Here is a 24,995-nt window from a genome sequence, read left to right on the forward strand (position 1 = left end):
TCACAACTCCCTCACCGACAGCAGGGATTCGACCTGGTCCCAGCCCACCACCGGACCGTCGCGGCACAGCAGCAGCGGCCCGAGCTGGCAGTGCCCGCAGTGCCCGGTCGCGCAGCGCATGTTGCGTTCCAGCGAGACCCGGATCCGCGCCCGGGGCACACCCCGGTGGTGGAGTTCCCGGGCGGTGGCGCGGATCATCGGCTCCGGTCCGCACACGAACGCCCAGGTGCCCGCCGGGTCGAATCGGGCCCGGCCCAGCAGCTGGGTGACGACACCGACGTCTCCGTGCCAGTGGACGTCGGGCCGGTCGACGGTCACTCCCGTGTACGCGGACCGCCAGAACTCCCACTCCTTCCGGCCGATCAGGTCGTCGGGGGTACGCGCACCGATGAGCACGTTCACCCTGCCGTACGACTCCGGCTCCGCCAGCGCACGCAGGACGAGGGGTCGCAACGGCGCCAGACCGATGCCACCCGCCACCACGAGGACGTCCCGGCCGTACGCCCGCTCGAGCTCCCAGCCGGTGCCGTACGGTCCGCGCAGACCGATCACATCGCCGACGCGCGCCGCGCACAGCCCCTCGGACACGGCCCCCACCGCGCGGACGGTGTGCGCGAGACCGCCCGTGGCCTGGATGGAACTCATCGAGACGGGGATCTCGCCGCGACCGAAGCAGTGCACCATCGCGAACTGGCCCGGTACGAAGTCGCGAAGCGCCTCGCAGACCGGTTCGAGCCGCAGTGTCACCGTGTCCGAAGTCTCCGGACTGCGGGAGACCACGCGGTGTGGCACCGGTACGGCGGTCATGACCGGCCACTCCTGTCGCTCTTGTCGTTCCGGTCGTAGGTTCCGTACAGGTCGACGAGCCGGGCGCGGGAGGCGTTGAGCCGGTGGGCCAGCACCCGGCCGACCCAGTGGCCCACCGCCCGGCCGAAGTCCGGCTCGTGCTCGCACATCAGCCGGACGGCGACCGCGTCGAACTCGTAGGCCTGCACCGGGGTCATGGTCCGGGCGCTCAGCTGCCAGACGAACGGCTCGAAGAGCCAGGACCAGCCGACGAGATCGCCGACGCCGAGCGTCTCGACCACGGGCGGACGAAACCCCGGGACATACATCTCCAGGGCGACCGTTCCGTTCCGGACGATCCAGAAGCGGTCCGCTCGTCCGCCCTCCTCGAAGATCCTCGCGTCCTGCGGGAAGCGGATCTCCCGGGCGATGCGCACCAGGCGCTCCCGGTGCTCGGCGGGCAGGGCGTGGTTCATGCGCAGGGTGATCGAGGGGTTCATCGCTCCGTCTCCGTCCATCGCTCCGTCCCGTGTGCGGCGGCCGCCGTCTCATGACCGACGGACGTCGCCTCGTGTTCGGCGTGCAGCGCGGCGACCTCCTCCGTGATGTCGATCCCGGCCGGGCACCATGTGATGCACCGTCCGCAGCCGACGCATCCGGAACCGCCGAACTGGTCGTACCAGGTGGAGAGCTTGTGGGTGAGCCACTGCCGGTAGCGGCTCCGCCCCGAGGAACGCACCGGGCCCTCGTGGAGATGGGAGAAGTCCAGATCGAAGCAGGAGTCCCAGCGCTGCCACCGCTCGCTGTGGTCACCGGTGAGGTCGGTGACCTCCTCCGTGGTGGTGCAGAAGCAGGTGGGGCAGACCATGGTGCAGTTGCCGCAGGTCAGACAGCGCTCGGCCACGTCGTCCCAGCGGTCGGCGTCGAGGCTCTCGCCGAGCAGCGCGCGCAGGTCGACCGGGGGAAGCGAGCGGCCCATACGGTCGCGGGCCGCGTCCACCGAGGTCCGTGCGGTCACCTCGGTGGCCAGGTCGGCCGAACGGTGCGGGATGCGGTCCAGCAGTCGGCGGCCCGCCTCGCTGCCCGCACGGGCGAAGAAGCGGTGGCCGTCCTCGTCGACCACCTCGGTCAGGGCGAGGTCGTAGCCGGTGTCCGCCGCCGGGCCGCCGCCCGCCGAGACGCAGAAGCAGGTCGCACCCGGTGCGGTGCACTCGGCGGCGATCAGCAGCGCGCCCCTGCGGCGCCTGCCGTAGCCGGTGTCCGCGTGGCGACCGCCGGTCAGGACGCGGTCCTGGACGGCGATGGCGCGCAGGTCGCAGGGGCGCACGCCGAGGAACGCGTACGACGGTGTCGCCGCCTCTTCCTCCGTGAAGGTCACCTCGCCGTCCGGTGCGCGGTCGGCGCTCCACAGACGTTCGCGCTGGGGGTGCAGACAGTTCTTCCAGGACTGCGGGCCCGCGCTGTGCGCGAAGGCGGCGCCGTCCTCGCAGGGAACCAGACGGTACCGGCCGGCGTCGAGCTCGACGCCCCAGCCGTAGGGGAGCTCTGCCGCGGAGGACAGCTCCGCCAGGACGATAGCGCCGTCGCGGACGGTGGGGCCGATGACGGTCCTGCCGTCGGACCTCAGGACCGTGACAAGCGCATCGAGCCCGTCGCGGTCCAGTACCGCCGTAACCTCGGCGTCGGTGACGGTCATCGCGATCCTCCTGGTCGGAGCAGCAGCGTTTGCGTCCACCTCCAGCGTCGGCCTGTCGGGTGGCCGGTGGCATGGGCCATACGGGCCCTTCGACGGGCCGGTCGGGCAACGGCAAGGGGCAGTTGGTCCCGGGCGGGGTTTCGCCCTGCCGCCCGCGTCCCCACGGGACAGAGCCCCCGCGGCCCGCAGGCTCGGAGCACGGGACCGGGCCCCGGTGACGGGCCGGTGACGGGTGGAGACAACACCGCACAGCCACCCGCACCACCCGCATCCCGACCTCAGGGCAGCCTCTCGCCCAGCTCCCCCTCCACGGCGCTCCCCATGGCTCGCAAAACCTCCAGCGTCCGCAAGGCCTCCTTCTCGTCCACCTCCGTGATCGCGAACCCCACATGCACGATCACGAACGTCCCCACCTCAGCCCTCGGCGTACAGCTGAGGCAGACCTCCCGCCGCACTCCACCGAAGTCGACCGTCCCCATCCGCAGCCCCGCGTCCTCATGGACCTCCAGCACCCGCCCCGGAATCCCCAGACACATCCCGTCTCACCTCTCCCGGGCCAGCCGCGCGGCGGCCACGGCGGCCTGCCCGTAGCTGATCCCGCCGTCTCCGACGGGCACCTGTTCGCCGACCAGTACGCGCAACCCCTGCGCCCGCAGCCGGCGCCTGATCTCAGTCAGCAGCCGCTGGTTGACGAAGCAGCCACCGCCCAGACACACCGTCCGGGGCGCGCCGTCGGCCACGGCCGCTGCGACGAGGTCGGCGGTGGCGAGGGCCAGCGTGAGGTGGAAGGCCGCCGCCAGCCGGACGACGGGCTCTCCGTCCAGTCGGCGCCGCAGCAGGTCGGACAGGGTGGGCGCGGAGTCGTACACCCACAGGCCCTGCGCCCGTACGACCCGGTGGGCGAGCGGAACGGCGTGCTCGTCGCCCGCCGCCGCCTCCAGGAGGACGGCCGCCTCGCCCTCGTACCCGACGGTGCCGGCGATTCCCAGCAGCGAGGCGACCGCGTCGAAGAGCCGTCCGGCGCTGGAGGCGCGCGGGCAGTTGATGTCCCGGGTGATCATGGCCCGTACGGTGGCTGCCTCCGCCGGGTCGAGCCGGTCCGTGAAAGGACTGGTGAGCCATGGGTACGGGCGCGGCGTGCCCAGCACCTCGCCGCCCAGGAGGTGCCCGAGGGCGGTGCGGGACGGGTGACGTACTGCCGCGTCGCCGCCCGGCAGAGGCGCGGTCGAGAACCTGCCCACGCGCCGGTAGCCGGTCAGATCCGCCAACAGGATCTCCCCGCCCCACAGGGTGCCGTCGTCCCCGAGCCCCAGACCGTCGTAGGCGACCCGAGGAACCGGCCCCGCACCCCGTGCTCGGCCGCGCAGGCGGCGACATGTGCGTGATGGTGCTGGACGGGCATGCGGCGCAGTGGCTGCCGCCGCGCCCACTGTGTCGACAGATAGCCGGGGTGCAGGTCGTGCGCCAGAACGGCGGGTTCCACCCCGGTGAGCCTCTTGAGATCGTCGTACGACTTGCGGAATGCCTCGTACGTGGCCTCGTCCGCCAGGTCGCCGGTGTGCGGCCCCAGGTGGGCGCGCCCATCGGCGGCGAGCGTGAAGGTGTGCTTGAGATGGGCGCCCGTTCCGGCGACCGGTGTGTTCTGACGGCGCACCGGGAGAGGGAGCGGGGCGGGGGCGAGGCCGCGCGCCCGGCGCACGGTGATCCGGGTCCGTCCGGTGAACTGGACGACGGAGTCGTCGTAGCGGGCCCGGATGGGCCGGTCATGGGTGAGGAAGCCGTCGGCGATCGCGGCCAGGGTGCGCCGGGCCTCGGAATCGTCGACGGCGATCGGTTCGTCGCTGACGTTGCCACTGGTGACCACGAGCGGCCGGGCCAGGTCGTCCAGGAGCAGGTGGTGCAGCCCGGTGGTGGGGAGGAAGAGGCCGACGCGGGCCAGGCCCGGATGGACCTCGGGGGCGAGACGATGGCCGGTGGGCCGGGGGTGCCGCGCGAGCAGCACCACGGGGCGCTCGGCGGACGTCAGTGCCTCCCGTTCCGCGCCGCTGATCCTCGCCGGCCCGGCCGCCGCCGCCAGGTCGCGCACCATCACGGCGAACGGTTTCGCCGGTCGCCGTTTGCGCCGCCGCAGCTCGGCCACGGCCCGCGGGTCGCCGGCGTCGCACACCAGCTGGTAGCCGCCGAGCCCCTTCAGCGCGACGATCCCGCCGTCGGCGATCGTCTTCACGGCCGCTCGCAGCGCGTCCTCGTCGCGCAGATCGTCCCAGGCGAGGGCGGGGCCGCAGACGGGGCAGGCGATGGGCTCCGCGTGGAAGCGCCGGTCGCCGGGATCGGCGTACTCGGCCGCGCAGTCCGCACACAGCGGGAAGCGCCGCATGGTCGTACGGACCCGGTCGTAGGGCAGGTCCTCGATGATCGTGGCGCGCGGGCCGCAGTCGGTGCAGTTGATGAACGGGTAACGGTGGCGCCGGTCGCCGGGATCGCGCAGCTCGCGCAGGCATGCTTCGCAGATCGCCGCGTCGGGTGGGATCTCCCGGGGTGCGCTCGCCGTGGTGCGCCCCGGTGCGCTGTTCCACACGCGGAACCCGCCACCGCGCGGTACCCGTCGCGGCGTGCCGGCCACGGCCGGGACCGTGCCCGCAGGCAGGTCGGTGCCCGCACTCGCACCCGGGAACGGGGACGAGCCCGAGCCCACGCCTGCGCCTGTGCCAGTGCCCACGCCTGCGCCTGTGCCAGTGCCCACGCCTGCGCCTGTGCCAGTGCCCACGCCTGCGCCTGTGCCAGTGCCCACGCCTGTGCCAGTGCCCACGCTTGTGCCCGTGCCCGTGCCCGCGGACGGTCCCGTGCCGGGGGCCGGGTCGCCCGGCGAGGCCGAGCCGGGGGCCGCGGGCGGGGCCGGGGCCGGGGCCGGGTACGAGGCCGGGGGACCCGTGTGCGAGGCCCCGCGCCCAGGGCTGAGATGGACCCGGCGCACCCGGGCCAGTGCCGGTGCCTCGGCCTGCAGGCGTGCCGCGAATTCCTCTATGACGGCCGGTTCTCCGCATACCTCGCCCTCGACGTGCCCGTTCACATTGGCCACCCAGCCGTCCAGGCCGAGCGTGGCGGCGGTGCGGTACACGAAGGGGCGGAACCCGACGCCCTGGACGGTCCCGTACACCTCGAAACGCCGCACGGTCCGTTCGGTCATGATGACCTCCTGGCGGCAGCGTCGCGATGGCGGACGATCTCGTCCTCGACGGATGCGGCGAGCGGCTCCACGACGGACGCGACGGCGGGGGAAAGGCCGGTGCCGAGCGCGCTGTCCGCGCCCTCGACGGCGTAGACGACCAGACGGCCCGGCAGTCGGCCCAGTACGCGGGCGAGTTCCACGGCCTCGCCGAGCCCGAGCCCATGCGTGCTGGTGGTCGTCGGCCGTTCGAGGAACTCGGCGTCCAGTGCGAGGCGGTGGACGCGGCCCGGCTCGCCGGGGTGCGCGTGGGCCGCGTCGACCACGACCACGAGAGCGGCGCCCTCCCACAGGCCGATGAGCCGCCCTGGGTCGCCGTCGCAGGTGGCGAGAACGGTGCCCGGTGGCAGCGGCCGCTGCTCGGCCCGCTCGCGCAGCCGGGCGACAACCGCACAGCCGACACCGTCGTCGCGCCGGAACTCGTTCCCGACGCCGACCACGGCGATGCGTGTGCGCGTCCTCATACAGCTCACGGTGCGCCGTGGGGCAACCGTCACAAAAGGGCCGAACGGCCTGTCCGGAGGGGCCGATCCTCCTCCTCCTCCTCCGCACCCCCACCCCGTCGCGCTCGCCCCGATGCGATCTGCGAAACGAACAACATGCTGAATTGCACAATCCATCAGTCGGGCCCTCGCCCGTTTCACTGCCCTCCTGACCACCGGCTCGGACCTGGCGGAGGTCCGGCGCGGCCCGTGTCGGGATCTGCTCGCCGGGCTGACCGTCGCGATCGTGGCGCTGCCGCTCGTGCTCGGTTTCGGTGTCTCCTCGGGGCTCGGGGCTCGGGGCTCGGGGCCGAGGCGGGCCTTGCGACCGCCGTGGTCGCCGGTGCCCTCGCCGCGGTGTTCGGCGGGTCGAATGTCCAGGTGTCGGGGCCGACCGGGGCCATGACGGTGGTGCTGGTGCCGATCGTCGCGCGGCACGGGCCGACGGGCGTGCTGACCGTCGGGCTCATGGCGGGCGTCATACTCGTCGCACTGGCCATGCTGAGGGCCGGAAAGTACATGCAGTACGTGCCGGCGCCGGTCGTCGAAGGTTTCACACTCGGCATCGCCTGTGTGATCGCGTTGCAGCAGGTTCCGAGCGCCCTCGGCGTGCCGAAGCCGGAGGGGGGACCGGGCCCTTGTGGTGACGGGCCGCGCTGGCGGAGTTCGCGCAGCCGCCGAACTGGACCGCCGTGGCACTCGCGCTGGCGGTTGCCGTGACCATGCTGCTCGGCGCCCGGTGGCGGCCGACCGTCCTGCTGGCCTCGGGGATCCTCGCGGGCCAGCGACAGGTCCTCGGCTCCGTCGGCGTACTGGAACTGCTCGGCCGCCAGGGTCGTGAGTACACGACGACGCCGGAGGCGATCCGGGGTGCGCGGGACCACCTGGAGGCCGCGGGACTGCTGCGGCCGGTACCCGCCGTCCCCGCGGGGGCGGATTCGGTCGGAAGCCCTGCCGCGGGCGAGGATGGGCCGCATGGCTGAGACACGTGGGCGGAGGAGAACGGCACGATGAGTACGCCGCTGTACCAACTGAAGGCCGAGTTCTTCAAGACACTGGGACACCCCGCCCGCATCCGTGTGCTCGAACTGCTGAGCGAGCGCGAGCATGCCGTCGCCGAAATGCTGCCCGAGGTGGGGATCGAGCCCGCGCATCTGTCGCAGCAACTCGCCGTACTGCGCCGCGCCAACCTCGTCGTCACCCGCAGGGAAGGCTCGAACGTCTACTACTCGCTGACCAGCCGAGATGTGGCCGAACTCCTGAAGGTGGCGCGGACCATCCTGTCCGGCCTGCTGGCGGGACAGGCCGAACTCCTCGCCGATCTCCAGGCGGCGCGGCCGACCGCCGAGCCGCCGCCCTGACGTGAGCGAGACCCGTCTCCTGACCGATGACGCTCGACCGCCGGGCGGACGGAGGTCCGCCGGCGGGGCCCGGGCGTCACCGATCGGCACGGATGGCGGAGATGTACCGAGTGAAGACGTCAGACCGGACCAGCAGACGCGTGCGGAGGACCGCGCCCCCGGGCTCGTCCCCGATCAGGATGATCCGGCTCCAGGCGTACATGAGGCCGGTGTCGACCCGGACGACCTCCCACGCGCTCGGAAGGCCTCCTGAAGTTACTCGGCGTCGGTCCGATCACCGCGGCTCAGATCCTGGTCAGCTGGTCGCACCCGGGCCGGTTCCGTTCCGAGGCCGCCTTCGCGTCCTTCGCCGGTGTCGCCCCGATCCCGGCTCATCCGGCCTGACCAACAAGCACCGGCTCAACAGGGGAGGAGACCGCCAACTGACCCGACCGATGCACACAATCACCCTGATCAGGACGCGGCTGGACCCCGTCACGAAGGCGTACTTCGCCCGCCGAATCAGCGAGGGCAAGAGCCCCCGCGACGCGCAGCGATGCCTGAAGCGCAACGTCTGCCGCCAGATATTCAAGATCCTCGAACGACGAAACCAGCCGAACACGGAAGAGCTGCCTCAAGCCAATTGACCAGACACAGCAGCCTCGGGGGAGACCGACCGGCCCCCCGGGGCCGCCTGCCCCGTCGGCGCCGCTGCTATGCGCAGCCCTGCTGCGGCGGTTGAGCCGGCCCGCGACTGCTGGATCATTCTTCGGCCCGGGACTTGCCGACGGGCTCGGGCCCGCCTCCTCTTGGCTGGAGACGGAGCCCGGACGCATCGCGGAATTGCCCCTGATCACCGAGCCGCCGCACTATGCCCTGCGCATACCAATGTCGCCGGTTCAGTTGTCCCGTACGGCGAGCAGCCGCATGAACACGAACCTGCCCGAGATGTAGGAGTGCGCGGACTCACGGCACACACGCTCATGGAAGAACCGGGTGTACGCGTTCTTTCGTGGCCCTTCCGGCATCTCCTTGAGCAGCTCGGACACATGCTCGGGAAGCCCCTCAAGCGCGTGGATGATTCCGGGCGTGATGTCCTCCTCCTCCAGCACACGCAGCCCCGCGTCCGTCACCTTCTTGCGCAGTTGCGGCAGTTCGCTGGTCCACCACTCGTCCGCGAACAGCAGGTGTCCACCCGGCCGCAGCACCCGCCGTGCCTCGGCGAAGAACCGGTCCACGTGCGGATAGCAGTGGGCGGACTCGATGTTCACCACCGCGTCGAAACTGGCGTCGGCGAACGGCAGTTGCTCTGCGTCGCCGTGGACGAAGCTGAGCCCGTCGTACTGGTGCACACGGCTGCAGAACGCGACGTTGGCCGGCGAGTAGTCGAGCCCCACCAGAGTGCGCGGCCGATGCGTACGGGCCACCAGTGCGGCACCGCCGCCTCGGCCGGAGCCCACTTCCAGAACGTCGGTTCCCTTCAGGGGCACCTGGGAGGCGATCAGATCGTAGAGCTGTGCGGCGTACTGCCAGACACGCTGCTCAGGCGGGAGCTGGATGTCGACGGCAGCTCCGGTCTTCCGGTGGCCCATGTTCATGAAGATGAACCAGTCGTCGGGGTACAGCGCGGTCATCAGGTCGTACTTGGCCTGGTACAGCGACTTGGCGTCGGGTACGTCGAGCCAGCGTCCCTCAAGGTCGCGGGCGCCGGACTGGCCGGGCAGTGACACCGACTGGATCACCCGCTCGGCCACGGTCCGGCAGTGCTCCGGGGCGGGCCGGGGGGCGACCGTGACGTTGCGGCCGACGTAGTCGGCGACCTGTTCCCACCGCTCGTCGGCGTCAGCGGTGGGGAACCACGTCAGGGAGTCGAGCAGGTGAAGGCCCTGTTCGAGGCTGAGGGGGGCGTAGAGCGGCTCAGGCGTTCGGACGGTCAAGGTGTACTCCTCGGGCGTGGGCGGCTTGGGTGCCGGTCGGTTGGGCGTCGATGGTCGGTGAGCAGAGGAACTGGGCCGTATGCCGGTGTGAACCAGCGCGCCGCCTCAGGGCGGCCGGCCCGTCCGTCGCCGTCAGTCAGTTCGCGTCGGCGCGGCCGGGCACGAGCGCCGTCCAGGGACGCGCGAGCATGGCGCGGCTGCACCCCGGACGGAACCGGCGAGCTGGTCGCTCGGGGAATCAGGGCCGATGGCGCGGGGTCGTGCTGACGAGCGCGCCGGACGGGACAGCGTCGTCGGGTGGCGGAGGCGGGTAGCGACGGGACGAGGTGAGCACCAGGTGCTCCCAAGGGTCAAGGCGGACACCAAGTGCCGCGAGGCCCGAGTCGTCCAGGTTCTCGGCCGCCGAACACGGGGGCGCCACCGAGGCGACGAGTTCGCCGCCTGCGGGGCTTCCGAGACTCCGTAGCCCGCTTTGGGTACACCACTTGTCGACGTGCTCCCGTTGGTCCGGGGCGAGCCGCGGCCAGAGGTTCGCGAGCAGGCGGGCCCGAACACCAGCCAGGACGTCGGTGAAATCGCGGGTCTCGGTGGGGTGGGCGCGCTCGGCGACGCGGAGTGCCCGACGCAGTCGTGCGGTGCCGTGCTCCATTGGTCCCGCGCCGGCCTCCAGGAAGATCGCGCTCTCCTGCGCGGTGTCCTGCGGGGAGTCGGAGGAGTGGACGATGTTGAGGACCGTGTTGATGGACCGTAGGTCCTTCCTGATCGACCCAGGCAGGGCGCAGGCAGGGTCGCCGCGCCCCTTGAGTTCGGCCAGGCGCCGGTGCACCTCATAGGGCGGATGGGACGTGCCGCTCTCGACCGCCAGGGCCAGCATGGGTCCGAGCGCGAAGAGTTCCTCCACCGTCCGGTACAGCTCCGGGTCCTGCGCCACCGGCGCATTGCGGCGGTGGAACGGTTCCAGGTTCGGTGGCGCGGTGGGCCACAGCCGGTGGCCGACGATACGGAATCCACCACGGCCGAGCCGGTCGACGATCTCACCCCCCAGGCCGCGTCGCAGCCCGTCGGGGGCGATCAGGAACAACGCGGTACGGCGGTAATCCAGGGCTGACAACTGAGGAACCTTTCCTGCTGTCCTGTTGTTTTCGATCGCCCCGAAGCTAACAGTGCGCCTTAATAGTGACAAGAGGTTTTGACAGGAGAGTCATATGGCTTGACTGGGCGCTGCCGGATGTGTGAACGTAATCCCGTCGACAGCGCACCCACGAAGGTTGAAAAGATTTCTCCTCGGGCGTTGTCAGGTCCATCCAGGCTTGCTTCGTATGAATAGGGAGGTACCTGGCTATGGCCGAAGCACTGCTGGCTGCCGCGGCAGGTGTCACCGTCCTCGGCGCCGCGGCGGGCACGGGCAAGACCGGTATCTCGATCGGGATCCTGCGCTCCCTCGCACGCCGAGGCGTTCCGTGTGCGCCGTTCAAGGCCGTCGCGGTGGTTGCGCCCGACGACCCGGCCCTCCCGTCGGTTCCTCCGTGGCAGCGCGGCGTACTGCACAGTTGTGCGGCGGCCCACGTTCCTGTCGAGTGGTGGAACAACCCGGTCCTCGTCGATCTGCCGCAACCGGGCGCCATCGAGGGTGACCTCTACGTCCGCGGCGAACGCATGGGACGCGTGACGGTGTCCGGTGAGGACAGTCTCAATATCGCCACCCTGCCGGACCGCCTGCGACGGGCCTGCGAAGAGGCGGTGCACGACGGCTATGACCGCTTCGCGGACAGCGGCCGGTGGCCCCTCGTCGAGGGAGCCGCCGGCGTCGGCGAACTGGAACCCCAGGACGACCTTGCCAACCAGATCGTCCCCGCTCGCGCCGGGTTGCCGGTCCTCCTGGTCACCAACCCCCGGCGTTCCGGCCACCTCGCCGCGCTGACCGGGTTGCCCTGGCTGCTCGCTCCCGCCCTCCGGGACCTGGTTCTCGGATTCGTGCTCAACCAGGTCACTTACGGGGCCCGCCTCGACGTCATGATCCAACGGCTTACCCTCGCAACCGGCCTGCGGCTGCTCGGTACGGTTGCCGATTCCCCTCTGCCCAGTGATTACGACGGATCCCCATTCATGCTGGAGACGCTCTACGAGCGACGCGCGGCGTATGTCAGGGAATCCGGGCTCCTCGACTCCCTGCCCCTGCCGACGCCGGTCGGCTCCATCCAGGACGAGGCCGTGTCATGAACGCCATCCAAACCCGTGCGCTGCGCCGCGTGTTCACCGCCGGCCGCGACAAGCGCGGCAAGAGCGGGTCGCGCACCGCACTCGACGGTGTCGACCTGTCCATCCCCCCAGGCGAGGTCCACGGACTTCTCGGGCCCAACGGCGCCGGCAAGACGACCCTGTGCAAGATCCTCTCCACCGTCCTGGTGCCCACCTCGGGCAGCGCGTCGGTCATGGGACACGACGTGGTGACCGGTCTGGCAGCTGTCCGCCCGCTCGTCGGCTGTGTCTTCGGCGGTGACCGCGGTCTGTACGGGCGGTTGTCCGGACGGAAGAACCTTGCTTACTGGGCTGCCTTGTACGGAGTGCCCCGGCGGCTGATCGACGGCCGGACCACCACACTCCTGGATCGGTTCGGGCTGGCCGGTCGCGCGGACGAACGGGTCGAGACCTACTCGCGCGGTATGAAACAGCGTCTGCATCTGGCGCGGGGTCTCGTCCACAACCCGCCGGTACTGCTGTTGGACGAGCCCACCACCGGGATGGATCCCGTATCCGCGATGGATTTCCGCCGCCTCATCGGTGAACTGCGGAACGAGGGCCGGACCGTGCTTGTCACGACACATGACATGGCGGAGGCGGAGGCCGTGTGCGACCGTGTCACCCTTGTCAACGACGGCCGGATCCTTCACTCGGCCTCCCCCCAGGAGCTGAGCGCCCTGGTCTCCCGGTACGGACGGGTCGAAGCCCGGAACGTGCCGGACACGCTCACCCAACGCGTCCGTATTCTGCCCGGCGTCACCCGGGTCGCCACCGATACCGACGGCGTCACCCGTATCGAGCTGGCGTCGGCCGACGCGGCCCCACCCGTCCTGCGGCTTCTGATCGAGCGCGGAGTGACCGACCTGGCCACCTGCCGTCCCGGTCTGGAAGAGGTGTACCTGCACCTGATCGCCGACCGCGGGATGGAAGTGGGGCGGTGAACAGATACCTCGCGGGCTTCCGCCTCCAGACAGCCTTGTTACGGAGGGCCTTCGGCGACCTCCACACGCTGCTCACCGTGCCCGTGTACACGCTGATCTTCCTGGCCATGACCGACGGTGTGCACCGCCCGGGACTGTCCACTGACGCGGTGCTGGCCCCAGCGCTGATGGGCCTGTGGTTCATGGCCGTGTTCACCGCAGGTGACCTGATCGTCTGGGACCGTCACCATGGCACCCTGGAACCCACGGTCGCCGCTCCGGGCTCACTGGCCCCGGTCATCACCGGACGTATCGGTGCCGTGACACTCCTCAGTTTCGTGGTCTACGTGGAGTCATGGGCTGTGGGGGCCGGGTACGGCCTACGGCTTACGGTGCATCATCCATTGGTCTTCCTGGCCGGCGTCGTGGCCACAGCGTTCGCCACCGCGTGCACGGCCGCGATGATCGCGACACTGCTGGTCCTCCCCCGTAACGCGCAGATCTACCAGAACTCCGTGAGTTGGCCGCTCTTTCTGCTCTCGGGCATCATCGTGCCGATCAGCGCGCTGCCGGACTGGCTGCGTCCGCTCAGTCGTCTGAGCTTCCTGTACTGGTCGGCCGGTCTGCTGCGGTCCGCCTTGGGCACGCACCCGGTCGACGACGCCCTGCTGCGACTGACTGCTGTGGTCCTGCTCGGCACGGTCGGCGCCGGAGCCGCCGCCTTCCTGCTCCGCAAGGTCCTCACCCGGCTGCGGGTGCTCGGCACACTGGGGTACTCATGAGTAGCCCGTTGGCCTGCCCGGCCCGTCCACAGGCCCTCGAAGTCCTCCGCCGCGCCGGCGCGGTCGCCCTGGCCGACCTCGCCGTCACCTATACCTGGCGTACCTGGCTCTTCGGCCGGGTGCCCCGGAAGCTCAGCCAGGTCGCCTTCTTCGCCCTGATCGGGCGTGTGGTGGGAGGCGAGGACGCCGAACGCTTCCTCGTCGTCGGCAACGCGCTGATGGCGTGCGCCGTCGAGACCACCTTGGTCGTCGCATCCTCCGCTTGGGAACGCGCGCTGGGCACCATGCCGCTGCTCGTCAGCGCCCCGGCCCCCCTCGCTTGGGCCTTCGCCGTCCGAAGCGCGCAGTGGATCATCAGCGGAACCGGCGCCTCGCTCGTGGCCCTGCTCCTCCTCGGACCTCTCTTCGGCGCGGACTGGCAGCTCGAGATGATCCCGGTGATGGTGCTGCTGGTCGTCCTGACAGCTGTCGGCACTTACTGCTTCGGGCTCGCTCTGGGGGCTTGGGTGATCGACCACCCTGCGCAGCGCAACGTCGTCTCCCTCCTGGCGAACCTGCTCATGATGACGATCTGCGGGGTGCAGGTGGCGCTCGACCACTGGCCTGCCCCGGTCCAGACGCTCGCGGCGCTACTCCCGATCACTCACGAACTCGTGGCTCTCCGCGAGCTGTTGGACGGCGCTCCCCTCTCCGCCATCCTTCCGGACGCCGCTGCCGGTGCCCTGGTCGGTGCCGCATGGCTGGCCATCGCCGTAGTCGCCTTCGGACGCGTCGGAGAGCGCGGCAGACGCGACGGAACGATCGAGTTCGGCGCCTGAGCACGCGATGTCGCCCCCACTGACTTCCGGGTGTCCTTCGACATCCGGTGGCCGGTCCGGACACACGGCCGGATCGGCGAACCCCTCGAACCCTGGTGTAGGGAGGTGTCCCATGATCCGCAACGGAATCAGCGCTCTTCGTCCGACTCTCGACAAGGTGAAGTCCGGCAAGTGATCGGCACGTTCCCGGCGTGTGTTCCGGGACGGTCAATCCCTCGAACCCTGGTGTAGGGAGGTGTCCCATGATCCGCAACGGAATCAGCGCTCTTCGCCCGACTCTCGACAAGGTGAAGTCCGGCAAGTGATCGGCACGTTCCCGGCGTGTGTTCCGGGACGGTCAATCCCTCGAACCCTGATGTAGGGAGGTGTCCCATGATCCGCAACGGAATCAGCGCTCTTCGCCCGACTCTCGACAAGGTGAAGTCCGGCAAGTGATCCGTGCTGCCGGGGAGTCCCGGGCTCCCCGGCAGCCTCATCCGCGCCCGCCCAGAGAAAGATCACCACGGAGAACCGGAGGACAGATCACATGGCTTCGCTGATTGTCGAGGAGGACGAGCGCCGGCCGACCACGACCATCGGGTTTGTCGTCGACTTCGGTTCCCGCCACGATCCGCCAGGCCGGGGCGGCACCGCCCATCTGCTCGAACACCTGCTGATATCGGCTCGGATCGATGGCGGTCCGTCGCTCTGTGAACGGGTCGCCCGACTCGGGGGCCAGGTCAACGCCACCACAGGGCTGGACCGGATGTTCTTCCAGGCCCAGGTTCTGGCCGGTGACGTCGCCGAGGTGATCGGCCTGATGGGCACCGCGCTCCTGCAGCCCCACATCGACGAGCCCGTCATGGAATCCGAGCGTCGCGCCGTGCTCCAGGAACTGGCAGCCGCCGCAGCCGACCCCATGGACCAGGTCCAGGAAGCCTTCCTGGCTGCGGTCTTTCCCGGCCACGGCCTCGGCCGTCCCGTCGGGGGGACCGCCGAGGAGATTCGCGACGCGAGTGTGGCCACTGTCATGGACGTGTACGACAGCGTCTTCCTCCGCCGCCGGATGGTTCTGGTATCCGTGGGCGGCACCTCACCGGCCGAACTCGGCAAACTCGCCGACGCGACCCCGTTGGCGGGCTTGCCGGTGACCGACACACTCACCCCGGACGACGAACCACTCGCCCCGCTGCCGCCTCCGGCGCCTCCGGCGCCCCCCGGTCAGGACAAGGACGGGTTCTCCTGGCTGGCCATCGGCGGTCGCTGCCCGGCCGCCGATGACCCCCGACGCCACGCCTACACCGTCCTCGCGCATCTGCTGGGCTCGTCCCCCGGGTCCCTGCTCTACCGTCGGCTGCGCGCGGAAGAGGGACTCGTCTACGCCTACTACGCGTGGGGCCACAGCTATCGGGAGACCGGTGCCTGGCGGGTGCTGGCCGGCGTGGAGAACCGCAACCTGCTGCGTGCCCAGACCGTGCTCCGGGAAGTGCTGGCGGGTATCGCGGCCGACGGCCCGGAACCGCGAGACCTCGCCACCGCGCGCCGCCAGGCCGCCATGGAAGTGGTACTCGATTCCGAGAAGCCCTGGGAGCACACCGTCCAACTCGGCCATCAGACACTGCTGGGCACGCGTCCGTGGGATGTCCGTTCCGGGATGCAGGCCCTGGAACAGGTCTCCTCGGAGGACGTACAGGCGGCAGCCGCCTCGATCAACGCATCGCTGGTCACCGTCGTACGTCCGGAGCCCTCATGACCGTCATCGCTCAACCGTTCACCGCCACCCCCGAATACCTGGCGGCAGCCCGCGAAGCCGGAACCCTCGTAAGGGTCGGTGACCGGGACTGCGTCATGGGCGTCAGCACGGACGACCTCACCGGGGAACTGTCCTGCCTCATCCAGTACGCGGCACCTCCGCCGGCCGGCCATGACTGGGCCGAGCAGGCGGCACGGCTGAGCGGTCATGTCGCGGCCTCCCTCCCCGACGTGACGGGAGTGTTCCTGCGCACTCCCCCCGAAGCGCAGCTTCCCGCCCCTTGGGAACGCCGCCTCACGTACGTGCACCACGACGGATCACCCGACGTCTATCGGCACGCTCCATCATCCGGGGATCCGTTCACCGTCCGGACCGCCGAGGCGGGCCACACACCTGCCGTCAACCGCTGGCTCACCGAGGCCCTGGAGATCGCCGCCCGCGAGCAAGGCCACCCGGTACGGCACGAAGCGGCCATGCAACAGGCGGCGCTCGTCCTGGAGAAGCCGGGAAGGACCTCCTTCATCGCGACCGTCGGGGACGAGCCACTCGGACATGCCACCACGCTGCCGTTCACCGACGAGGTCACGGGCATCGCCTACCTGGAACTCGTCGACGTGCTGGTCGCCGCTTCCCCAAAGGCCCCCGCGATGACGGAGGCCCTTGTCAGGACGTGCCTGGACCAGGCCGCCACCGCAGCCCTACCGCTACTCGGACACGTGGTGCATCACACAGCGGCCTCTGACCGGGATGCGCACGGCCGGCGTGTTCTGGCCTCTCTGCTGCGCAAGGGCTGGCGGACGAACCATGTCTTCTGGCACACCCCCGTCCCCAGGAGCCGGGGTTGAGTCCGAGCGGCCCCGGTCTGCACCCAACCACCCGAGGAGCATCAGCGTGTCATCCGCCGTCCTCACCCCGCCGCACATCGATCTCGCCCTCTTTCACCGCATGCTCGACACCGACGACGACATCCCGCTCGTCGAGCTGGTCGACAGGGCCGGTCATATCTCCCGCGGTCTGCGTTTCCTGGTGATGACCGTCCTACAGCGGGACGGAATCGTCGGCACCGGTTCCGCCGACGAACTACGCCGGCTCGCCGAGCGCACGACCTTCTACCGGAAGATCGCCGATGCCTGCGGTGCCCTGGGAGCGCGACCGGTCAAGGGCCCGGCGCTGGCCGACTGGTACCCCGACGACCTGCCACGCCCGATGAACGATCTCGATCTGGCCGTGCCGGACGAGGCCACGCTGTGGCGGGTCGTCGGAGCCATCGTTGAGGGCCACCGGCCGACAACCATGGACGTGACGGTATTCGGTGGCCGGCCCCGGCACTTCTTTGTGTCGCTGGCATGGCCGGGGGCCGACCCCCTCCTGGACCGTGATCTGCGGATCGAGATCAGCACCTGCGCGCTGCTCGGAGACAACGCGGCTGTGCCCTTCCGGGCCGAGCTGCCTGCTGATCCGGTGGCCGCGGCGTTGCTCGGCGTGGCCGAGGAGCGATTCCAACGGCCTCTGAACGCCAAGGACGCCGTCGACGCGATCATGGTGCTCACGCCCGGCCATACCCCGGACCTGCCGCTGCTCGTTCGTGAGTCCGCACGGTTGAGGCTTGCCCCGGAGCTGCTGGAGCTACTGGACCTCACCCGCTCCGCGACGGATCTCCTGGACCACCTGCCGCGTGAATTCCGTACCGGCCTCGAAGCAGCCGCCACCCACGAACAGGAGCGGCGTGACGAGTGGCATCGCCACAACTCGCCCGTCCCGGCCGGGCCGGAGCGCGACTTTGACGGTGAGTGGATCAGGATGGCGCTGGAGGCACCACGCTCCACCGTGTACGGGATGCAGCTCACCTCGCTGAACGAGGGCGTCCGCGCCAACCGTGATCCCCGGAGGGCCGTGGTCCACGACTTCGGCGCTGGATTCCTGTTGCTCACTCCCGCCGCCGACTTTCTCCTCGTTCCAGGCGGCAAGGTCGGACAGGACCTCTACGACGGCGCGATGACGGCACTCACCGCCCTTGGCTGAGCGGCTTGGCGACCGCGCTACCGTGTTCTTCGTCACTACCGTGCGGAGTCCGGGGAAAGCGGCTTTCATTCTGTCGGCGGCCGACCTCCGATTTCTCGGGCGGCAATACGAACGCGCTCGTGACGGTGTATATCACCTGTCACTTTATGCGATCTTGGTGATCTTTCGAGGTGTATTTGACCTTTATCTGCGGCAAGGTCGTGGTAGGGTCATGGAGACTTAAACAACCTCGCCTGGCATTTAGTCGGCATCCTGGGGTGCATTACAGTCTTCACGGAAGGCCATCGTGTGCGACGACGGTGAGAAAGTCTCACTTGCCACCCAATTTTCGTGGCTCTTGCAATTAGGTGACTTGGGCAAGCTGCTTCGATCGCCACCTCCTGGTTCTTTGGTTTGCATCGACGAGTGACCACTGTCGGTTGATAACGATGTCGAAGTGCTGCACGAAGAACTCAATGAGGGGTAAGACCGATGATCGTAACCGGGCCGAGTGGGGACCGTTCCGCTCTCAGCGAGATCTCTGCGAGGATCCTTGAGGGAGTAGCCGCCGGCATGTCCAGTCGGCAGCTGGCCTCAAGGATTGGTATGAGCCATCAGGGCGTCGACTACCACATCGGAGTATTACTACGCATACTGAGAGTTCCCAACCGCACGGCGCTGGTATCGCGCGCATACCAGCTGGGAATTCTGTCCACGGACTGCTGGCCGCCGCGGGTGACGGCGGAACATCAGCATTGCCCCTCCAGGCGCCGACGAGCGTGATCGCGGCCGGAACGGGGGTCTGCGCCACCTCCCATCGAGCGGACCGCCTCGATGGGAGGAGCCCCCGGAGCACTACAGACTGCGCACATACGGCGATCTCTTGTATCCCAGACACCGCAGGCTCTCACGGTAGGCCCACAGTGCCCGGTCTCGCTCGCCGAATGCCTCCAGGGCCTCGGCGAACTCGGCCCAGACGAGGCCCGCCTGATGATTGGCGTCCGATGCCTCAAGCTGTAGGGCGGCCCGTTCGTAGGTCTCTTTCGCCAGCTCCTCCTCACCCCTCTGACGATAGGCGGAGGCCAGGACGATGTTGGCCCGCGCCGTCTCCAGCCGGTGGTTCGGTCCGAGTGACTCGACGCCTCGCCTGGCGTTTGTGATGGCCTTCTCGGTTTCCCCCATGAGAAGGTTCGCCCGTGCCAGCGCGGAAGCGCCGTAAGCGGCGTCGACGCTTCCCTCGAAGTCCTCGAAGTACACCAGCGCGTCCTCGAGATAGCGCTTGGCCTCATCAGGCCGGGGTGGCTCGCTCCCGAGCAGAACAGTGGCGTAGGCGATCCGTAGCCGGGAAAGGGCGCGCATGTCGTTGCCCTGCGAGTACAGGGCGTAGGCACGCTGCACGAAGCTCAGGGCATCGCCGGACCGACCGGCCCTGTGGGCCACCAGACTGGCGTTCCAGTAGGCAGCACCCAATGCCCGGGATCCGTCGAGAGCCTCTGCCTGGGCGATGGTGGTCCTGGCCAGGTAATCCGCGGTGTGAAGGTCTCCGCGCTCGCAGTAGAGGCCTACAAGGGTGGAGGCGAGTTCGATCGCCTCCACCGATGCGGCCAGACTCAGCCCGCCGAGTTCCGCCATGCCGTGCTCGGCCAGCTCGATTCCCCGGGCGAGATCTCCCAGCTCTCGGCAAACCCGGCAGAGGGCGACGAGGACGGACAGTCGGGGAAGCCGCTTCCCCGACTGTCCAGGCGGTGTCCGGTGCAGTCTTTCGTAAAGCTTGACCGCCTCCTCAAGACGGCCCAGGCTCTCCACGGCCCGGGCCTTGCCCCATTCGGCCGCCTGCTCGATGTCGGAGAGGTCGTCCGCCTTCGCCTGCTCCGCGATGGCTGTGAAGCGTTCCAGCGCTGCCTCGGGCGCGCCAGTGTTGAGTGACAGCTCCGCGTAGTGCAGCTCCAGCTCGAAGTCCATCGGTTCCGGACGCTCGACGCACTCCAGGAGATATTCGGGATGACAGTTCAGCCGCTGGGCGAGACGCCGCAGCACGTCCGGCGAGGGCACACGCTTGCCGGCCTCGATCAGTGAGACATAGCTGACCGAGAGACCCTCTCCGGCCAGGGCACCCTGCGGCAGCCCCAGATCCCGGCGAAGTCGTCGAATGCGTGTTCCGACGGATTCCACTTTACCATCTCCCCCAGATTGCGACATTCGATTATATACCCCACATCTTCACGTGTCAATTGCCCCATGTAAATCGAGTCAATTGTCTCATGCGAATCGAGCTGTTGGGTGGCACAACCGAAACGCGGGTTGATTTGCCCAGTTTAATCCCGCGGATCCCCGCTCTGGCCGGTGAGGCGCCGCTCGGTCGACCGCCGCCACCCGCGCGCGTACATCCACGGAGGGTCGTCTTCGAGAATGGGAATCCCTCTAGTCTTTTCTCTCATGGTTGACTTGAGGTTTCAAAGACTTTAGTGTCGCGAGTGCAAACTTACATCACAGGAGGTGCGATATGGGCATCGGCTTCAAAATGGTCAGATTACTGGTGGTGGTCGCGGTCCTTTCCGTGCTCTACTCTGTTCCTCCCCGCGAAGAATACGGGCCGCCGGTACCAAATGATTTCCCGGCCTGTTGTTGAGGCAACTGACTTTCCGTGCAGGTCCGTACATCGCCAACTGTCCGAGTTTTCCCAGAACGAGTTTCGGGGTTCCTTGACATTATGCGCTGGTTACATCTGCATATTCCCACGCTGCGTGACGATCCGGCGGACGCCGACGCGGTCAGCCACCGCCTGCTGGCACGAGCCGGTTACATCCGACAGTTGATGGCCGGCCACTACACCCTCCTGCCCCTCGCCGTCCGAGTTCGGTCCAAGGTTATGGCGATCATCCGTGAGGAGATGTTGCGGATCGGTGCTCAGGAGTTCCTGCTGCCTGCTGTGCACCCGGCGGAGATCTGGCAGCAGACCGGCCGCTGGACCTCCATGGGCGACGAGATGTTCAGGCTGCGCGACCGCCGCGGAGCCGACCTGGCGCTCGGCATGACACACGAGGAGATCTTCACGACCCTCGCCGTGGAACTGAGGTCCTACCGCCAACTGCCGCAGACCTGGTACCAGTTCCAGACGAAGTTCAGGGACGAGCCGCGGCCCAAGTCAGGGCTGATCCGGGTCCGGGAGTTCACCATGAAGGACTCCTACAGCTTCGACCTCGACGCGGCGGGCCTCGATCGCTCCTTCGAACTGCACCGTGAGGCGTACGTCAGGATCTTCCGGCGCCTCGGAGTGCGGGCGATCCCGGTTCGGGCATCCAGTGGCACCATGGGCGGCCGCGAGTCCGTCGAGTTCATGTGCCCCAGTCCGGCGGGCGAGGACCTCATCGTGCACTGCGCGGCAGGGGACTACGCGGCCAACGTCGAGAAGGCGACCTCCCAGCCGGTTCCCGTGGCGGATGGGCCAGGACTGCCGGCACCCGAACGTTTCGCCACCCCGGGCGCCCGCAGCATCGACGATGTCGTCCGGGAGTTCGGGATCCCGGCCGAGAGGCAGCTGAAGACCTTGGTGCACGTGGTGGACGGTCAGATCACGCTGGCCGTGCTGCGGGGCGACCAGGCGCTGATACCTCAGAAGCTGCAGGACGCTCTCGGTGCCACGCTGGTCCGCCCCGCGACACCCGAGGAGATCCGGGAGGCTCTGGGTGCCGGCTTGGGAAGCCTGGGCCCGGTCGGTGTCACGGGTGTGCCGGTGCTCCTCGACGAGACACTGCGAGGTCGGCGGGACATGGTCACCGGCGCCAACACCGACGATGTCCATCTGCGGGGCGTGGACGTGGAACGGGACGTAGCCGACGCCGTCTGGGCCGACCTGCGCGAGGTCACGGCGGGCGAGGCGTGTCCGGAGTGCGGCCGGCCCCTGGGCCTGGAACGAACCGTCGAGGTCGGGCACATCTTCAAGCTCGGCACTAGGTACAGCGAAGTTTTCGGGGCTGCGGTTGCGGGAGCGGACAGCTCACCGGTCCAGCTCGCCATGGGCAGCTACGGCATCGGCGTTGAGCGGGCCATGGCCGCGGCCGTCGAATGCGGCCACGACGAGAAAGGGATCGTCTGGCCCGTCGCCATCGCGCCCTTCGAGGTCGCCGTGGTGGTCGCACAGAGCACCGATGAGCAGGTCGGCGCGATCGCCGAAGAACTGTACGAGCAGTTGCTGCGAGCCGGTCTGGACTGTGTGATCGACGACCGGAAGGAGCGCCCCGGGGTGAAATTCCGCGACGTGGAGTTGGTCGGCATCCCCTACTGGGTCACGGTCGGCAGCCGTGGCCTGGCGAACGGAGTGGTGGAGGTCAACGACAGGGCGACGGCGCAGTGTACGGAGGTTCCCCTCGGCGATGTCGTCGAGCACCTGGCCTCCGCCGTGCTCGCCGCCCGGACCTGAGCGGTCGGCTGGAGCGGGCCGTCACCGGCGGGCCGGGACACCCCGTGCGGGGTGCCCCGGGCGGGCGGGGGTGGGGGGGGGGGGCGGGCGCGGGGGGGGGGGCGCCCCCCCGGGGGGGGGGGCCCCCCCCCCCCGCCGGTGGGCGGTCACCTGTCGACCGCAGACCCCGAGTGCACCGCTGTGAGTGCGGACAGTATGGCGTCGCGCAGTATCTTCACCTCGTTGCCGACACAGATCAGTTCGAATCCCTCCCCTGCGTACTGCCGAGCGAGGTCGAGCGAGTAGGCGAAGATCCCGGCCTGTTTGCCGTGCGTCCTGGCGGCCGTCAGTACGGCGGCCCTGGCCTTGTCCATCACCGGCCCCGTCACGACCCCCGGCTGGCCGTAGCCGCAGGCGAGGTCTCCCATCCCCATGAACAGCGCGTCCACCCCCGGTACGGCCGCGATCGCTTCCACGTTGTCGACCGCTTCGGGGGACTCGATCTGCACTATGCACCGGACGACACGGTTGGCCTGCTCCAGATATCCCTGGACATCGGCGAAGTACCCGGACGCCCGGACCGGGTTGATGCCTCGGGCGCCTTCGGGCGGGAAGCGGCAGGCGGTGGAGGCGGCCTTTGCCGCCTGCACTGTGTTCACCTTGGGCACCATGACTCCCGTAGCACCGAGGTCGAGGGCATGCTCGATCAGGTGATGGTCGAGGTGCGGAACGCGCACCACGGCCGCACAGCCGGAGCCGGTGAGGGCCTGCATCATGCCCAGCGCGTCTTGGCCGTGCATGGGGGACGCCTCCATGTCGAGCACCACCCAGTCCAGCGGGACCGTGCCGCACAGCTCGGCCAGCATGGTGTTTCCGGTGAGCAGGAAGATGCCGTACGCCGGAGCGCTTGCGCGGACCCCTGGAGACGTGAGCCTGTTCTCACGGGACAGTAGGGGATGGGTGGTTGATCGCGTCATGATTCTCTCCTGCCGATAGGGGGGACGGTGTCGAGCGGGCCAGCTCTCGTATCCGCTGCCACAGTTGCGCCGGTACGGTCAGCTCGCCGCCGACGGGCTGTTGGCGAGGGCGTGCTCGTCCGGGCAGCCGAGGGGGAGCGTCGCCGGGCGCGGCGGGGCGGGCACCCAGATGCCGTTCCAGCGCGGCCACGGCCTCGGCAATCGCCTGTTCCGACTGCCCGAGAGAAGTTACGGGGAAGGCGACGAACAGTCCGCCGTTGCCCTCGTCCTGGGGGGCTGCAGCGTGCCCGGAGCCGGCGACGATGCCCGCCAGGACCTCGACCAGAGCGGCGAGGGCATGACCCTTGTGCGCCGCGACGCCGCCCAGTGGCAGCAGAGCGGCGCCCGGCGGATCGCGGTAGAGCAGGCCGGGGTCGGTGACGGTTGTGCGGTCCGGGCCCACCAGCAGTCCGGCAGGGACCTTTCGCCCGGCGAGCAGGGCGGCGCGGATGGTTCCCTCGGACGCCGCACTGGTGCTGATGTCGACCACCAGAGGTGGCCCCGGTGGTGCGGGGCACGCCAGAACGATCGGGTTGGTGGCCCAGAAGCCGGTCGTTCCCCCGGACGGAACGACCTTCCGGCCCGCGCCGCAGAAGTTGACGAAGCCGAGAAGTACCAAGCCGTGTCGGGCCACTTCCTGGGCCAGTGAGCCGAGTCTGCCGAGGTGGCCGGCGGCCCGCAGTCCGGCCACGACCGGTGTGCCCGCGGTGGCTCGGGCCAGTTCGGCCACGAGGCTGCGCCGCACGACCGTGCCCGGTGCCCGTCTGCCGTCGATGAGCACGGAGGCGGGCCCTGTACGGTGCACCACGGGCTCCGCACGGGGGTCGGTTTCCCCCGCGTCCAACGAGGCGACGTACTCGGGGACCCGTAGCAGTCCATGGGACGGCTGTCCGGCCAGTTCGGCGGCGACCAACTCCCTGGCCGTCTCCATCGCGGTCGTCTCCGACATGCCATGGGCGACGAGCGCGGCCCGGGCGAGCCCGGCTGCCTCGACGGCAGCCACCGCGACACCGGTCGGCCCGGTGGCCGGAGGGCGCCACGGCGAGGGGCGGGGTGAGCTTCCCGGGCCGAGTCGCACCGTGCACGCGGGCAGCCCGGCGGCCTCGGCTTCGGCGATACGGTCCACTACCGTGTCGAGGGGTGTCCCGCTGGTGTCGATCTGCTGCACTCCGGGGACCGTCGGCACCTCGGCGTCCAGGTATGCCCAGCTGAGTCGGCCATCCGCCTCCTGCACTTTGGTGTCCGAGCGGATCCGTGCGGCCAACTCGCCTGCGGTGGCCCGTAAACCGTAGAACACCCAGTGCAGTCCCTGGTCGGTCAGCAGGTCGGCCAGCGGATCCAGGGCACGGCCGGGCAGGAGGACCCCGCTGATCACCACGATGCGCGCTCCCCATTCCCGGTAGGAGGCAAGGCAGGCGCGCAGGTTGCGGGAGATCAGTGAGTACGTCCGCTCATCGGCCCGCCACGGGTAGACGTCGGCCATGGAGTCGGTGTCGATGAAGGCCGCCGGGCAGCGGTATCTGCGCACGAGGCGTCGCCCGGCCTCGGTCTTGCCCACTCCGGGGGCGCCGGTGATGACGACCACCCGCGTCGGCCGATCCGTGCATGCTGACGTCATC

At 69.4% G+C, this 24,995-nt stretch carries 22 protein-coding genes and 3 pseudogenes; 13 read left to right on the forward strand and 12 right to left on the reverse strand.

The window, feature by feature from the left end:
- The 7 genes and pseudogenes from EF387_RS24925 to EF387_RS24960 all read right to left on the reverse strand — a co-directional run bounded on the left by EF387_RS24925 (position 1) and on the right by EF387_RS24960 (position 6,172).
- Positions 1–807, reverse strand: a complete 807-nt coding sequence (locus EF387_RS24925; RefSeq protein ID WP_128378857.1) for an FAD/NAD(P)-binding protein — start codon at positions 805–807, stop codon at positions 1–3.
- Positions 804–1,286, reverse strand: coding sequence for a Crp/Fnr family transcriptional regulator (locus EF387_RS24930; protein WP_128378858.1), 483 nt, complete (start codon positions 1,284–1,286; stop codon positions 804–806). The genes EF387_RS24925 and EF387_RS24930 overlap by 4 nt, the downstream gene beginning before the upstream one ends.
- Positions 1,283–2,482, reverse strand: coding sequence for a 4Fe-4S dicluster domain-containing protein (locus EF387_RS24935; RefSeq protein WP_128378859.1), 1,200 nt, complete (start codon positions 2,480–2,482; stop codon positions 1,283–1,285). Before EF387_RS24935 ends, EF387_RS24930 begins: the two co-directional genes overlap by 4 nt.
- Positions 2,483–2,760: 278 nt before the next feature.
- Positions 2,761–3,018, reverse strand: coding sequence for a HypC/HybG/HupF family hydrogenase formation chaperone (locus EF387_RS24940; protein WP_128378860.1), 258 nt, complete (start codon positions 3,016–3,018; stop codon positions 2,761–2,763).
- A gap of 6 nt (positions 3,019–3,024) precedes the next feature.
- Positions 3,025–5,075, reverse strand: a pseudogene (hypF, locus tag EF387_RS50095) (carbamoyltransferase HypF); the annotation flags it as partial.
- Positions 5,076–5,447: 372 nt separating this feature from the next.
- Positions 5,448–5,669 (reverse strand): annotated as a pseudogene (locus EF387_RS50100) (acylphosphatase); the annotation flags it as partial.
- Positions 5,666–6,172 (reverse strand): hydrogenase maturation protease, encoded by a 507-nt coding sequence (locus EF387_RS24960; protein ID WP_128378861.1) that lies wholly within the window; start codon positions 6,170–6,172, stop codon positions 5,666–5,668. The gene EF387_RS24960 and the pseudogene EF387_RS50100, both read right to left, overlap by 4 nt.
- Positions 6,173–6,314: 142 nt before the next feature.
- Here EF387_RS24960 and EF387_RS24965 point away from each other — a divergent pair.
- The 4 genes and pseudogenes from EF387_RS24965 to EF387_RS48540 all read left to right on the forward strand — a co-directional run.
- Positions 6,315–6,945: pseudogene (locus EF387_RS24965) on the forward strand (SulP family inorganic anion transporter); the annotation flags it as partial.
- Between the two features lie 255 nt (positions 6,946–7,200).
- The gene (locus tag EF387_RS24970) at positions 7,201–7,551 is read left to right on the forward strand and encodes an ArsR/SmtB family transcription factor (RefSeq protein ID WP_128378862.1); all 351 of its coding nucleotides are present in this window, start codon (positions 7,201–7,203) and stop codon (positions 7,549–7,551) included.
- A 291-nt stretch (positions 7,552–7,842) separates the two neighbouring features.
- A complete protein-coding gene (locus EF387_RS48535) occupies positions 7,843–7,935 on the forward strand; it encodes a hypothetical protein (RefSeq protein ID WP_238431698.1) in 93 nt (30 codons plus the stop codon).
- Positions 7,936–7,985: 50 nt separating this feature from the next.
- A complete protein-coding gene (locus tag EF387_RS48540) occupies positions 7,986–8,177 on the forward strand; it encodes a hypothetical protein (RefSeq protein WP_238431674.1) in 192 nt (63 codons plus the stop codon).
- 252 nt (positions 8,178–8,429) lie between these two features.
- Here the strand turns inward: EF387_RS48540 and EF387_RS24980 are convergent, their stop codons facing one another.
- On the reverse strand, positions 8,430–9,467 hold the full coding sequence (locus EF387_RS24980; protein ID WP_128378863.1) for a class I SAM-dependent methyltransferase: 1,038 nt from the start codon (positions 9,465–9,467) through the stop codon (positions 8,430–8,432).
- A gap of 238 nt (positions 9,468–9,705) precedes the next feature.
- Complete coding sequence (locus EF387_RS24985; protein ID WP_162467202.1) at positions 9,706–10,578, reverse strand: nucleoside-diphosphate kinase; 873 nt, start codon at positions 10,576–10,578, stop codon at positions 9,706–9,708.
- Between the two features lie 230 nt (positions 10,579–10,808).
- Here EF387_RS24985 and EF387_RS24990 point away from each other — a divergent pair, with 230 nt between their 5' ends.
- The 8 genes from EF387_RS24990 to EF387_RS25025 all read left to right on the forward strand — a co-directional run bounded on the left by EF387_RS24990 (position 10,809) and on the right by EF387_RS25025 (position 18,744).
- Entirely contained in the window at positions 10,809–11,687 is an 879-nt protein-coding gene (locus EF387_RS24990; protein ID WP_128378865.1) for a P-loop NTPase family protein, read from the forward strand.
- On the forward strand, positions 11,684–12,649 hold the full coding sequence (locus EF387_RS24995) for an ABC transporter ATP-binding protein (RefSeq protein WP_128378866.1): 966 nt from the start codon (positions 11,684–11,686) through the stop codon (positions 12,647–12,649). Before EF387_RS24990 ends, EF387_RS24995 begins: the two co-directional genes overlap by 4 nt.
- Entirely contained in the window at positions 12,646–13,410 is a 765-nt protein-coding gene (locus EF387_RS25000; RefSeq protein ID WP_162467203.1) for an ABC transporter permease, read from the forward strand. Before EF387_RS24995 ends, EF387_RS25000 begins: the two co-directional genes overlap by 4 nt.
- Positions 13,407–14,228 (forward strand): ABC transporter permease, encoded by an 822-nt coding sequence (locus EF387_RS25005; protein ID WP_128378868.1) that lies wholly within the window; start codon positions 13,407–13,409, stop codon positions 14,226–14,228. The genes EF387_RS25000 and EF387_RS25005 overlap by 4 nt, the downstream gene beginning before the upstream one ends.
- Before the next feature lie 526 nt (positions 14,229–14,754).
- Positions 14,755–15,960 carry a M16 family metallopeptidase gene (locus EF387_RS25010; protein ID WP_128378869.1) on the forward strand — a complete coding sequence of 402 codons (1,206 nt, stop codon included), beginning with the start codon at positions 14,755–14,757 and terminating at the stop codon, positions 15,958–15,960.
- Positions 15,957–16,805: a hypothetical protein gene (locus EF387_RS25015; RefSeq protein ID WP_128378870.1), complete on the forward strand. Its 849-nt coding sequence runs from the start codon at positions 15,957–15,959 to the stop codon at positions 16,803–16,805. Before EF387_RS25010 ends, EF387_RS25015 begins: the two co-directional genes overlap by 4 nt.
- Positions 16,806–16,851: 46 nt before the next feature.
- Complete coding sequence (locus EF387_RS25020; RefSeq protein ID WP_128378871.1) at positions 16,852–17,982, forward strand: hypothetical protein; 1,131 nt, start codon at positions 16,852–16,854, stop codon at positions 17,980–17,982.
- 471 nt (positions 17,983–18,453) lie between these two features.
- On the forward strand, positions 18,454–18,744 hold the full coding sequence (locus EF387_RS25025; protein WP_128378872.1) for a LuxR C-terminal-related transcriptional regulator: 291 nt from the start codon (positions 18,454–18,456) through the stop codon (positions 18,742–18,744).
- A gap of 72 nt (positions 18,745–18,816) precedes the next feature.
- Here EF387_RS25025 and EF387_RS25030 read toward each other — a convergent pair whose 3' ends face one another.
- Positions 18,817–20,133 carry a helix-turn-helix domain-containing protein gene (locus EF387_RS25030; RefSeq protein WP_162467204.1) on the reverse strand — a complete coding sequence of 439 codons (1,317 nt, stop codon included), beginning with the start codon at positions 20,131–20,133 and terminating at the stop codon, positions 18,817–18,819.
- Positions 20,134–20,671: 538 nt separating this feature from the next.
- Between EF387_RS25030 and EF387_RS25035 the strand changes: the two genes are divergently transcribed.
- On the forward strand, positions 20,672–22,381 hold the full coding sequence (locus tag EF387_RS25035) for a proline--tRNA ligase (RefSeq protein WP_128378874.1): 1,710 nt from the start codon (positions 20,672–20,674) through the stop codon (positions 22,379–22,381).
- A 146-nt stretch (positions 22,382–22,527) separates the two neighbouring features.
- Here EF387_RS25035 and EF387_RS25040 read toward each other — a convergent pair whose 3' ends face one another.
- Positions 22,528–23,337 (reverse strand): HpcH/HpaI aldolase family protein, encoded by an 810-nt coding sequence (locus tag EF387_RS25040; RefSeq protein ID WP_128378875.1) that lies wholly within the window; start codon positions 23,335–23,337, stop codon positions 22,528–22,530.
- Positions 23,300–24,994: an Ldh family oxidoreductase gene (locus EF387_RS25045; RefSeq protein ID WP_128378876.1), complete on the reverse strand. Its 1,695-nt coding sequence runs from the start codon at positions 24,992–24,994 to the stop codon at positions 23,300–23,302. Before EF387_RS25045 ends, EF387_RS25040 begins: the two co-directional genes overlap by 38 nt.
- Position 24,995: the final 1 nt, after the last annotated feature.

The organism is Streptomyces cavernae (assembly GCF_004023625.1).
Taxonomy (GTDB): Bacteria; Actinomycetota; Actinomycetes; order Streptomycetales; family Streptomycetaceae; genus Streptomyces; species Streptomyces cavernae.